The 11,624-nt window shown below is 71.9% G+C and carries 10 protein-coding genes; 5 read left to right on the top strand and 5 right to left on the bottom strand.

Annotation, left to right across the window (positions count from 1 at the left end):
* Positions 1-128: 128 nt before the first annotated feature.
* Positions 129-575 (top strand): hypothetical protein, encoded by a 447-nt coding sequence (locus tag OG943_RS42330; RefSeq protein ID WP_328606494.1) that lies wholly within the window; start codon positions 129-131, stop codon positions 573-575.
* A 342-nt stretch (positions 576-917) separates the two neighbouring features.
* On the opposite strand, the gene OG943_RS42325 is transcribed toward OG943_RS42330, so the two are convergent.
* On the bottom strand, positions 918-1,781 hold the full coding sequence (locus OG943_RS42325) for a glycosyltransferase family 2 protein (protein WP_328606493.1): 864 nt from the start codon (positions 1,779-1,781) through the stop codon (positions 918-920).
* An 87-nt stretch (positions 1,782-1,868) separates the two neighbouring features.
* On the opposite strand from OG943_RS42325, the gene OG943_RS42320 reads away from it, so the two are divergent.
* A complete protein-coding gene (locus tag OG943_RS42320) occupies positions 1,869-2,402 on the top strand; it encodes a hypothetical protein (RefSeq protein WP_328606492.1) in 534 nt (177 codons plus the stop codon).
* A gap of 152 nt (positions 2,403-2,554) precedes the next feature.
* Here the strand turns inward: OG943_RS42320 and OG943_RS42315 are convergent, their stop codons facing one another.
* A complete protein-coding gene (locus OG943_RS42315) occupies positions 2,555-3,685 on the bottom strand; it encodes a glycosyltransferase family 4 protein (RefSeq protein WP_328612315.1) in 1,131 nt (376 codons plus the stop codon).
* A 140-nt stretch (positions 3,686-3,825) separates the two neighbouring features.
* Positions 3,826-4,893 carry a glycosyltransferase family 4 protein gene (locus OG943_RS42310; RefSeq protein ID WP_328606491.1) on the bottom strand — a complete coding sequence of 356 codons (1,068 nt, stop codon included), beginning with the start codon at positions 4,891-4,893 and terminating at the stop codon, positions 3,826-3,828.
* Between the two features lie 18 nt (positions 4,894-4,911).
* On the opposite strand from OG943_RS42310, the gene OG943_RS42305 reads away from it, so the two are divergent.
* From OG943_RS42305 to OG943_RS42295, 3 genes are all read left to right on the top strand, one after another.
* On the top strand, positions 4,912-5,862 hold the full coding sequence (locus OG943_RS42305) for a glycosyltransferase family 2 protein (protein WP_328606490.1): 951 nt from the start codon (positions 4,912-4,914) through the stop codon (positions 5,860-5,862).
* A 134-nt stretch (positions 5,863-5,996) separates the two neighbouring features.
* Positions 5,997-8,510 carry a glycosyltransferase gene (locus tag OG943_RS42300; RefSeq protein ID WP_328606489.1) on the top strand — a complete coding sequence of 838 codons (2,514 nt, stop codon included), beginning with the start codon at positions 5,997-5,999 and terminating at the stop codon, positions 8,508-8,510.
* Positions 8,503-9,588 (top strand): glycosyltransferase family 4 protein, encoded by a 1,086-nt coding sequence (locus tag OG943_RS42295; RefSeq protein ID WP_328606488.1) that lies wholly within the window; start codon positions 8,503-8,505, stop codon positions 9,586-9,588. The genes OG943_RS42300 and OG943_RS42295 overlap by 8 nt, the downstream gene beginning before the upstream one ends.
* Here the strand turns inward: OG943_RS42295 and rfbD are convergent.
* Both rfbD and rfbB read right to left on the bottom strand, forming a co-directional pair.
* Positions 9,585-10,472 carry a dTDP-4-dehydrorhamnose reductase gene (gene rfbD / locus OG943_RS42290; RefSeq protein ID WP_328606487.1) on the bottom strand — a complete coding sequence of 296 codons (888 nt, stop codon included), beginning with the start codon at positions 10,470-10,472 and terminating at the stop codon, positions 9,585-9,587. The two genes, OG943_RS42295 and rfbD, sit on opposite strands and share 4 nt — an antisense overlap.
* A 29-nt stretch (positions 10,473-10,501) precedes the next feature.
* On the bottom strand, positions 10,502-11,494 hold the full coding sequence (gene rfbB / locus OG943_RS42285) for a dTDP-glucose 4,6-dehydratase (RefSeq protein WP_328606486.1): 993 nt from the start codon (positions 11,492-11,494) through the stop codon (positions 10,502-10,504).
* Positions 11,495-11,624 lie beyond the last annotated feature (130 nt).

Genomic DNA, 11,624 nt, shown 5'->3' with positions numbered 1-11,624 from the left:
TTTATCACGCGCCGCTCAGCGACAAGCCGTGGGAAACCCTGACGGCTCGGGCTCCGAGGGCCTACCCTAGACAGGAAACAGGTGGGCCTTTCCCCAGAGGGCCCCGGGTCAGTCGGGAGGCCGAGGGGATGGACCCCCGCGATCGCGCGGACGCCTTGCTCGCACGTGCTCGTTCCCGCGGCGCCTTCGTGGTGACGCCGGACAACATGACGTCACCGATGGACGCCTCCAATACCCAGCAGATCGCCAGAGCCGTGGTCGCCGGGCTGGACCAGCAGGACCCCGACACGACGACGCAGCTGCCGGCGTCGCTGATCGAGGAGAACGACCACCCGCTGTCCGGCTACAACCCGACCACACCGCTGGAAGTGCCGGGCGGCTCCGCCGAGCAGGACACCAAGCCGCAGCCGGTGGCGGCGCAGCAGGTCACCACGCCGCTGGTGCCGCGGCCGCAGGCCAGGCCTGTCCCCAGCCCGCTCCGCGAGCCGACCGAGGAGGAGCTGACCGGGCTGGTCCCGACGGTCAAGCAGAACAACGGCCGCTCGAACCTGTCCCGCCGCCTCGACGGGCTGTGAGCCGGCCCAGCCACCCTCACCCGGCCTGACGGGCCGAAAGCAAACCCGGCCGCTTCACTCGGCCCGCCCGGCCGAAAGCAAAGACGGCCGCTCGCTCGGCCCGACGGGTAGAAAGCAAGCCGGCCACCTCGCCGGGCCGGACACGCTCCGGCCCGGCGATTGCCGGACTTGATTTCAGCCGGACACGCTCCGGCCCGGTGATCGTCAGACTTGATTTCGGCCGGGCAGAACGGTGATCGGCTTGGCCCGCGTGTGCTCGGGGTCAAGCGGCTCGGTGCTCACCGAGCCGCTTGACCCCGCCGAATGCGAACCGGCCCCGTGATCGCCGAGTCGTGGTGACCGTCAGCCCTTGCGGGTCTCCAGCTTGACGCGCAGGGCCAGGCCCAGCTTCACCGCGGCCAGCACCGGCTTCCAGCGCAAGCCCTGGTGCCGGTCGGCGAGGTAGCGGTAGGCGCTGGCGTGGTGCGCGCGCAGCATCTTCGCGGACGCGCGCGCCGTGGAGTGGCCGCCGATGTGCATCACGCTGGAGGACGGCGCGTAGACGTTCAGCCAGCCGGCCTTCGTGAGGCGGTCGCCGAGGTCGACGTCCTCGAAGTACATGAAGTAGCGCGTGTCGAAGCCCCCGACGGAGTCGAACGCCTCGCGCCGGAGCAGCTGGCACGAGCCGGACAGCCAGCCGGACGTGCGCTCGACGGGGGTGCCGGTCTCCTGGCGGTACTGGCGCGTCCAGGGGTTGCCCGGCCAGACCTTCGCGAACACGGCGTGCCCGATCCCGCGGCCGAACGACGGCAGCAGCCGCGCGGACGGGTAGACGGTGCCGTCGAGGTCGTGGATGAGCGGCCCGAACGCGCCCCCGCGCGGCCACCGCTTCGCGACCTCCAGCAGCGCGTCGAGCGATCCGGGCTCCCACTCGAGGTCCGGGTTCACGACGACGATCCAGCCGTAGCTGTCGTCGAGCGCCGCGACGCCGCGGTTGGCGGCCGTCCCGTAGCCGACGTTCTCGCCGATGCTGACCAGCTGCACGTTCTCGCGCTCCGCCGCCCGCTCCGGCGCGCCGTCCGTGGACGCGTTGTCGGCGACGACGACCTTGACCTCGCGGTCGGTCGCCTTTTCGAGCGTGTCGAGGAACTTCTCGAGGGTCTCGCCGGGGAAGTACGTCACGGTCACGACGGCGAGCCCGTCGCCGTAGCTGGGGTGCTCAGTCACCGCGCCATTGTCCCCCGGTCACCCACCGCGACGCAGACGGACCAACCCGCCTACCGAGGGTGACCGTCGACCGGCCAAGATTCTCTGATGACCGTGCACGCCTTCGTCGACGAGTCGGCCCGCAATCGTCAGTTTCTCTTGTGCATGACGCTGGTGGAGCCCGCGCACCTGGCGTCGACCCGGCGCACCCTCGCGGGCCTGCTGCTGCGCGGCGCGCGGGAACTCCACTTCAAGAAGGAGAAAGAACCCAGGCGAAGGCAACTCATCGACCGCATGGGCAAGATGTTCGTCACCACGCGGGTGTACACGGCTTCGTGCATGCCAAAGACCGAAGAAGCCGCTCGGCAGAGGTGTCTTGCCCAAGCGGTTGAAGACCTGCTCGGTATGGGCGCGCGCCGGTTGGTGCTCGACACCCGAAACGAGCGTGATGAGCACGACCGCCGAACGCTCCAGCGCTCGTTGGGGTCTTTGCCGTCGAAGAGCGAGCTGACCTACGAGCACCTCGACTCGACGCTCGAACCGCTGCTCTGGATTTCGGATGCCGTCGCGTGGTGCTTCGGAGCGGGCGGCGATTGGGCCCGGCGCTCAGCCTGCCTCGTCGAGGAACACATTCGGCTGTGAAAGGCACGGTGGTGAAAGCGCGATTGTGAAAAGCGGCTGGAAAGCGAAAAGCCTGCGAGACGACCGTCCGGACGCATCACAGGCTTTCATACTCGGCCCCACGGGGGCCTCGCGCTTATGAGACTAGCACGCTTTGTAACGAACCCCTGCCCTCAGCGGTTGTGCAAGTGCCGCGCCCAAGCCTTGGCATAAGCCTCACGATGGCGCTCCGCCGTGGTGGCCCAGGAGAACTCCTTCGCGCGCTGCTGGGCCGCCGCGGCGAGCTCGGCGCGGCGGGAGGGGTCGGCGAGCAGTTCGGTGATCGCGGCGGCCACATCGCCGGCGCCGACGCCGCAGTAGGCCACCGCGTCGCCGCCGACCTCGGGGAGGGAGAGGCGGCGGGTGGTCAGTACGGCGGCGCCGCAGGCCATCGCCTCCAGGACCGGGAGGCCGAAGCCCTCGCCGAGGCTCGGGTAGGCCACCAGCTCCGCGCCGCCGAGGAAGCCCGCCAGCGTGCCGAACGGGAGATAGCCCGCGCGGATCACGCGCAGCCGGTGCGGCACGCCGTCGAGGGCGCGCTCCACCTGCGTGTCCCAGCCCGGCTGGCCGGCGAGCACCAGCGCGGGCGCGTCGGCGCGGCCGGCGACGGCGCGCGCGTACCCGCGGATCAGCGCCGGCACGTTCTTGCGCGGCTCCAGCGCCCCGAGGAACGCGATGTACGGCGTCCGCCCGATCCCCATCGCCGCGCGGGCCGCCGCGATCTCGTCCGGGGACGGCGGGTGGAAGCGGTCCGTGTCCACGCCGTGGTGGATGATCTCCAGCTCCGCGTGCCGCACGGGGCTCACGCGCGCCAGCTCGTCGGCCGTGGCCTGGCTCGGGACGACGCACATCGTCGCGCGGCGCAGCGCGGCCGACGTCCACGCGCGGAAGAACCGGGCCTTCACGGACGAGTGCAGCACGGCGTCGGTGAAGAACGTCGCGTCGTGCAGCGTGACCACCGAAGCGGCGCCGCTGGCCAGCGGCATCGTGTAGTGCGGCGAGTGGACGACGTCGGCGGCGAGCTTGCGCACCAGCCTCGGCAACGTCGCCTGTTCCCAGGTCAGCCGGGCCGTGCGGGTCGACGTCGACGGCGACGCGGGCACCACCCGCGCACTGGGCGCGAGCCGGTCGTACAGCGGCAGGTCACGCGGCTGGCAGACCACCGTGAGCCGGGCGCCGTCCTGGTCGAGCGCCGCGACGAGCGAGTCCACGTACCGGCCGACGCCACCCCGGTCCGCGGGCACCGCGGTCGCGTCGATCAGCACTCGGGGATCACCGGTCACTTGAGCAGAGTACGACCGTGACAGCGTGCGATGGTGAGGAACCGACAAACTGCTCCTCGCCTGGGAATGCTCGTGAGTGTTTAGGACGGTTAGAACCGTCATAAACACTCACGAGCCCGATCTCAGGCCCGCCGCCGGTGGGCGGCCCACACGGCTTCCGCGGCGGCGCGCCAGGTGAACGCGCGGGCCCGCTCACGGCCGAGCCGCGCCAGTTCCGCCGCGCGGTCCGGAGACGCCAGCACCGAACGCAGCCCGGCGGCCAGGGCCGGGACGTCACCGCGCGGCACCACCACGCCCGCGCCGCCGGCGACCTCGACCAGGGCCGGGACGTCGGTGTGCACCACCGGGACGCCCGCGGCCATCGCCTCCAGCAGCGGCAGGCCGAAGCCCTCCGCGAGGCTCGGCACGGCCAGCACGCTCGCGCCGCGCAGGGCGGTGGCCAGCTCGGCGTCGGTCACCTTTCCCAGCACCCGCACGTCGGACAGGCCCCGGTCGGCCGCCAGGCGCACCGGGTCGATGCCGCCCCAGCCGGGCTGGCCGGCGATAACCAGCGCGACGTCGCCGAGCTGCGCGACGGCGTCCACCAGCACGTCCATGCCCTTGCGCGGCTCGATCGTCCCGACGGCCAGCACGTACCGCTCCGGCAGGTCCAGCGGCGCCGCCTCCGCCGGCACGGTCACGCCGTGCGGCACCACGCGCACCGGCACGGTCACGTCCACCAGCACCGCCAGCTCGTCGGCGACGGCCCGGGTCGGCACGATCAGCCCGGACGACCGCCGCGCCGCCCGCGCGATCATCGACCGGTGCCAGCTGACACCGCGCGCGGTGAGCGTCTCCGGATGCGTCCACGGCACGGTGTCGTGCACGGTCACGGTGAGTGTCCGCCCGGCGGGCGCGCGCGGCGGGGCGAACGGCGTGGGCGCGTGCACGGCGTCGCCGCCCGGCCACCACGGCACGCCGAGCTGCCAGAGGCCGATCAGGCCGCGGGGCGGCAATTTCAGCACGCGCGGGCCGTCGATGCCCTCGACCTGGGCGGCCGTGACATCAGCGTGGCGCGCGACCACGCTCGACACCGTCCACCCCGGTGGCGCGGTGCGCGCCAGCGCGGGGAGCAGTTCGGCGGTGTACCGGCCCGTACCACCCGGGACGGGGGCGAGCAGCTGCTCGGCGAGCACTACCAGTTCGGGCACGCCGCTATTCTCACCCAGGTGACCAGCGCGGACTCCAGCACCACCGTCGTCGTGGTCACCTGGCGGGGCGCGGCCCACGTCACGGCCTGCCTCGACGCCCTCGCCGCCCAGACCCGTCCACATCGGACGCTGGTCATCGACAACGCCTCCGACGACGGAACGGCCGGCCTCCTGGCCGCGCACCCGTCGCGGCCGCGGGTCCTCCGGCTGCACCGCAACACCGGTTACGCGGGCGCGATGGCGACGGCGCTGAAGCACGTCGACACCCCGCTCGTGGCCTGGCTGAACGACGACGCGGCCCCCGATCCCGGCTGGCTCGCCGTGCTGGAGGACACCCTCGACGAGCAGCCGCTGGCCGCCGCCGTCACGTCGCGGCTGGAGCTGGCGGACGGCACGACGCAGTCCACGGGCGTCCGCCTGACCGCCGACGGCCACGGCGCGGACCTCACCGAGCCGGCCGATGAGGTCTTCGGCTTCTGCGGCGGCGCCGCACTGCTGCGCGCGGACGCCGTGCGCGCCGTGGGCGGCGTCCCGGCGAGCTTCTTCTGCTACTACGAGGACACCGACACGGCGTGGCGGCTGCGGCTCGCGGGCTGGCACGTCGTCGCGGCGGGCCGGGCCCGCGTTCAGCATCTGCACGGCGCCAGCACCAGACCCGGCTCGCCGCTGTTCCACCGCTGGAACGAGCGGAACCGGCTGCTCATGCTGCTGCGCTGTGCCCCGGCGGGGGTCGCCGTGCGGGAGCTGGCCCGGTTCGCCGCGCTCACGGCGGTGCTGCCGCTGCGCCAGGCCCTGCACCGAATAAAGCAAGAACCCACCGCGGCGAACTTCGACCCAAGGCTCCGAGTGCGGGTGCTCGCCGAGGTCGCCGCGCGGCTCCCGGCGACGTTGCTGGCGCGCCGCCGCGTCACCCGGATCACGACGCTCGGCCGAGGCGCGATCTGGGAAGCATGGGCTGACCATTACTGATCCGACCGGAAGAAGGCGGAACGGTCCGCAGCCGACCTGCTCGTAGTAACCCTTTCCGCCGTGACTGCCGTCGGATCAGTAACGACCGGCACAGTACGCTGGGCGAGGCCCGACATCACGGACAGGAGCTCGTCTTGACGCAGGGGGACCCGTTACCACTTGTCTCGGTGATCGTGGTGAACTACCGCGGCGCCGACGACACGATCACCTGTCTGCGGGCGCTCAGCACCGAGCTGGACTACGCGAACGTCGAGCTGATCTGCGTCGACAACGCCTCGGGCGGTGACGACGCCGCCCGCATCCGGGCCGCGGTACCGGCGGTGAAGCTCGTCGAGTCGCCCGTGAACACCGGGTTCGCCGGCGGCTGCAACCTCGGCGCGAAGCAGGCCAAGGGCACCGTGCTCGGCTTCCTCAACAACGACGCCCGCCCGGCGCCGCGCTGGGTCTCCGCCGCTGTCGCCGAGCTGCGGGCGCAGCCGACTGTGGCCGCCGTGGCCAGCAAGGTCGTGGACTGGGAGGGCACCGGCACCGACTTCGTCGACGCGGGCCTGACCTGGTTCGGCATGGGTTACAAGCGGCACGCGGGCAGCCCGCTGGCCGACGTCCCCGAGGCCGAGCACGAGCTGGCCAAGGACGTGCTCTTCGGCACCGGCTCGGCGATGTTCGTGCGCGCGTCGGTGTTCGCCGAGCTGGGCGGGTTCGACGAGCGGTTCTTCATGTTCTACGAGGACGTCGACCTCGGCTGGCGGCTGAACCTGCGTGGCTGGCGGGTGCGTTACCTGCCGGAGTCGCTGGCGTTCCACCGGCACCACGGCACGATGTCGGCCGTCGACGCGCCGGAGACCGGCCGCGAGACCTTCCTGCTGGAGCGCAACGCGCTGGCCGCGCTGTACAAGAACCTGTCCGACGAGTCGCTGGCCCGCGCGCTGCCCGCCGCGCTCGCGCTGGCCGTCCGCCGCGCGACCGCCCGCGGTGGCCTGGACCCGGACCAGCTGGACCTGGAAAAGGGCGTCGGACCGGTCGAAACGGGCGACATCGCGGTGCCGCGGACGACGCTGGCCGGAGTGCTGGCCGTCGACCGGTTCGTGGAGCTGCTGCCGTCGCTGGCCGAGTCGCGCGCCGTTGAGCAGGCCGCGCGGGTGCGCACGGACGCGGACCTGCTTCCCTTGCTTCGCAAGGCTTTGGAGCCCGCGTACCCGCTGCCGGACTACCTGCGCGCGCACGAGATCCTGGTCGAGGCGTTCGGCATCGAGGCCGTGTTCAGGCACCGGCGCAAGATCCTCGTGCTGACCGGCGACTCGATCACCGAGCGGATGGCCGGGCCGGCGATCCGGGCCTGGAACATCGCCTCGACGCTGGCCGCCGAGCACGACGTGCACCTGATCACCACGAACCCGCTGGTCTCGCCGCCGCCCTCGGCGTTCCGCGTCAGCTCCGGCAAGCACCGCGACCTGGACGCGCCGATCGAGTGGGCCGACGTGGTGATCCTGCAGGGCCACGTGCTGGAGCTGGCGCCGTCGCTGAAGAAGCAGCACGAGAACAAGATCGTGGTCGCCGACGTCTACGACCCGATGCACCTGGAGCTGCTGGAGCAGGGCAAGGGCGTGGCCGACGACCAGCGCGCGCTGGACCTCGCCGGGGTGACGCGGGTGCTGGACGCGCAGCTGGAGCGCGCGGACTTCTTCCTGTGCGCCTCCGAGCGGCAGCGGCACTTCTGGCTGGGCCACCTGGCCGCGCTGGGCCGGCTCTCGCCGCGGCTCTACGACGCGGACCCGACCACGCAGTCGCTGCTCGCGGTGGTCCCGTTCGGACTGTCGCCGCAGGCGCCGGTGCGGACCGGGCCGGGCCTGCGCGCGACGCTCGGCATCGGCGAGTCCGACCACGTGGTGCTGTGGGCGGGCGGGGTGTACAGCTGGTTCGACCCGCTCACGCTGATCCGCGCGTTCGACCTGCTGCGCGAGCGCCGCGACGACGCCCGGCTGGTGTTCCTCGGCATGAAGCACCCGAACCCCGAGGTCGCCGAGATGGACATCGGCGCACGGACCGTGCGGCTGGCCGATTCGCTGGGGCTCACCGACAAGCACGTGTTCTTCAACGAGCACTGGGTGCCCTTCTCCGACCGGCAGAACTGGCTGCTGGACGCGAACGCCGGCGTCACCACGCACTACGAGCACGTGGAGACCACGTTCGCGTTCCGCACGCGGGTGCTGGACTACCTGTGGGCGGGCCTGCCGATCGTCACCACGGACGGCGACGCGTTCGCCGACCTGGTGCGGGCCGAGCGGCTCGGCGTCGTGGTGCCGGCGGAGGACGCCGTCGCGCTGGCGGCGGCGCTGGAGAAGTCGTTGTACGACGAGGAGTTCGCGGCCGGCTGCGTCTCGCGCATCACCGAGGTCGCGCGGCGGTACGCGTGGCCGGAGGCGCTGAAGCCGCTGGTGGAGTTCTGCCGCGACCCGCGGCCGGCGGCCGACCGGCTGCCCGGCACCGCGGACCTCACCACCACGCCGCCGGTGCGCGGCCGCGAGATGGTGCGGCGCGACGTCGACCTGGTCCGGGAGTACCTGACCGCGGGCGGGCCGTCGGAGCTGGCGCGGCGTGTCGGCGGGCGGGTCGTGAAGGTCGCACGCCAACGGCTGCGCCGTGGCTGACCGCCCCTTGCGGGTGCTGATCGACGGCACTCCCCTGCTCGGCTCGCGGACCGGCATCGGCCGGTACACCGCCGCGCTGAGCGAGGAACTGGCGTCGATGTCCGATGTGGACCTGCGCGCGGTGGCGTTCACCTTGCGGGGCTGGCGAAAGCTGCGTCACGTGCTGCCACACGGCGTGCAGGCGCGCGGCATGCCGGTGTCCGCGCGGCTGCTGCGCCAGACCTGGCTGCGCTCGGAGCTGCCGCCGGTGGAGCTGTTCGCGGGCTCGACGGATGTGGTGCACGGGACCAATTTCGTCCTGCCCGGCCGGCTGCGGGCCGCGGGCGTGCTGACCATCCACGACCTGGCGTTCCTGGACGCGCCCGCGGAGCTGGCGCCGTCGGACCGCGACCTGCCGGAACTGGTCCGCCGCGGCGTCGACCGCGCGAACGTGATCTGCACCCCGACGGCCGCCGTCGCCGACGCCGTGGCGGCCCGCCTCGACGTGGACCGGGACAAGATCGTGGTGACTCCGCTGGGCGTCAACCCGGCGTGGTTCACCGCCCGCCCGCCGGACGACGGCCAGCGCGCGAAGCTCCGCCTGCCGGACAAGTACCTGCTGTTCGCCGGCGCCGCCGGACCGCGCAAGGGCCTGGACTGGCTGGCCCGCACCCACGCCTCGGCCCCCGACCTGCCGCCGCTGGTCTTCGCGGGCCCGGGCCCGTTCGAACGGCTTCCCCGCTCCGGCCAGACCGGTTATCTGTCCGATGTGGACCTGCGCACCGTCGTCGCCGGCGCCGCCGCACTGGTTTTGCCTTCTCGCGACGAGGGTTTCGGCCTGCCCGTGCTGGAAGCCATGGCCTCCGACGTCCCCGTGGTCTGCACCGACATCCCCGCCCTGCGCGAAGTCGCGGGCGAGTGCGCCACCCTGGTCCCCTACGACGACGTGGACGCCTTGGCCGAAGCCCTGCGCACCGCCGTCACGGATCCCCATGCCACCGCGACGTCCACCGCCCGGAGGACGCACGCCGCGAACTTCACCTGGCGGAAATGCGCGGACCTGACCGTCGGCGCCTACAAGAAGGCCATGGAAAGCTAAGCCCCAGCGAAGTAGGCCTTCAGCGCGTCCTCCCAGGAACGCACGGGCGTCAACCCGGCCTCACGCCAGGAAGCGTTCGACAGCACCGAATACGCGGGCCTCGGCGCTGGGAGGGGGTAGTCCGCCGTTGTACAAGGCTTGACCCGCCCCGGATCGGCCCCCAGCTCGGTGAAGATCGCCTTCGCGAACCCGCACCACGAAACCTCGCCTGCACCCGTGCAGTGCAGGACGGGTGAAGCAGGCCCACGGTCCTCCGCCAAGAACCCCGCCAGCTCCACCAGCCCCGCGGCCAGATCGGCCGACCACGTGGGCGATCCGACCTGATCGTCCACAACGGACAGAGTGTCTTTCTCCTGCTCCAACCGCGCCATGGTCTTCACGAAGTTCTTGCCGGACTTGCCATACACCCAGCTCGTGCGCACCACCCACGACCGCGCGCCCGAGCCCAGCACCGCGTCCTCGCCCGCGGCCTTCGTGCGGCCGTACGCGGTGTGCGGGCCGAGAGCGTCCGTGACCTCATAAGGACGGGAGGCGTCGCCGGGAAACACGTAGTCCGTCGACACGTGCACCAACGGGACCCGGCGGGACGCGCACGCCGCCGCCAGCACCCGAGGACCGTCGACGTTCACCGCGAACGCGCGCTTCTCGTCCTTCTCCGCGGCGTCCACCGCCGTGTAAGCCGCGGCGTTCAGCACCACCGGGAAGGCGCCCGAGGCCGCGGCCCGCGAGGCCAGGGCGCCCACCGCGGACAGCACGTCGCCCACCGACGTCAGGTTCAGCTCGGCCGAGGACGGCGCGAGGACATCCACCTCCGGACCGGCCTTCGCGGCCAGGTCACGGCCGAGCTGGCCGGACCCGCCGGGCACGAGCAGAGCTAGCCGCACCGCTTACCTCCCACAACGAACTCTGACGATCAGGACGCGCCGAGCGCGGCACGGGCCTTCAGCGGCTCCCACCACGCGCGGTTGTCCGCGTACCAGCGCACCGTACCCGCCAGACCGTCCTCGAAGGACACCCGCGGAGCGTAACCGAGCTCGCCGCTGATCTTCGTGATGTCGACGGAGTACCGCCGGTCGTGGCCCTTGCGGTCGGCCGCCGGCTCGACCATCTCCCAGCCCACCCCGGCCGCGTCCAGCAGCCGTCCGGTCAGCTCGCGGTTGGTCAGCTCGGTGCCGCCGCCGATGTTGTAGATCTCGCCGGCGCGGCCGCCGTCGGCGACGAGCTGGATGCCGTGGCAGTGGTCGTCCACATGCAACCAGTCACGGACGTTGAGGCCGTCGCCGTACAGCGGGACCTTGCGGCCGTCGAGCAGGTTCGTGACGAAGAGCGGGATCACCTTCTCCGGGAACTGGTACGGCCCGTAGTTGTTCGAGCACCGCGTGACACAGACCGGCAGCCCGTGCGTGCGGAAGAACGAGCGCGCGATCAGATCGGAGGACGCCTTCGACGCCGAATACGGCGAATTCGGCTCCAGTATGTGTTCTTCCGACCACGAACCGTCCGCGATGGACCCGTACACCTCGTCCGTCGACACGTGCACGAACCTGCCGACGCCCGCCTCCAGTGCCGCCTGCAACAGGGTCTGGGTGCCGAGCACGTTGGTCAGCACGAAGTCGGCCGAGCCGAGGATCGAACGGTCCACATGGGACTCCGCGGCGAAGTGCACCACCAGGTCGACGCCGCGCATCAGGTCGGTGACCAGCGCCGTGTCGCAGATGTCGCCCTGGACGAAGCGAAGCCGCTGGTCAGCGGCCACGGGGTCGAGGTTCGCCTGGTTGCCCGCGTAGGTGAGCTTGTCCAGCACCACCACCTCGGCGTCACCCAGCGTCGGGTAGGCACCCGTCAGCACCTGCCGCACGTAGTGCGATCCGATGAAGCCGGCACCGCCGGTGACCAATACCCGCATTTCTGCACCCTTCCTGCCCGTCTCTTCTGCCCGACCGGGCAATGAAAGCACCAGCCTACGGATCTCGCCCTGGAGACTCGGTAGAGTCAGCTGATGCCACGATGGTGGCCTGGGGGTTCTTCGTGGTTCA

This window comes from Amycolatopsis sp. NBC_00345 (assembly GCF_036116635.1).
Taxonomy (GTDB): domain Bacteria; phylum Actinomycetota; class Actinomycetes; order Mycobacteriales; family Pseudonocardiaceae; genus Amycolatopsis.
The sequence above is the reverse complement of the archived record's forward strand: the minus strand, read 5'-3'. Positions and strand labels throughout refer to the sequence as shown.

Excerpts from the sequence above, each read along its gene's own strand:
- OG943_RS42320 (WP_328606492.1), top strand. The coding sequence starts at position 1,869 with ATGACCGTGCACGCCTTCGTCGACGAGTCGGCCCGCAATCGTCAGTTT.
- OG943_RS42330 (WP_328606494.1), top strand. The coding sequence starts at position 129 with ATGGACCCCCGCGATCGCGCGGACGCCTTGCTCGCACGTGCTCGTTCC.
- rfbB (WP_328606486.1), bottom strand. The coding sequence starts at position 11,494 with ATGCGGGTATTGGTCACCGGCGGTGCCGGCTTCATCGGATCGCACTAC.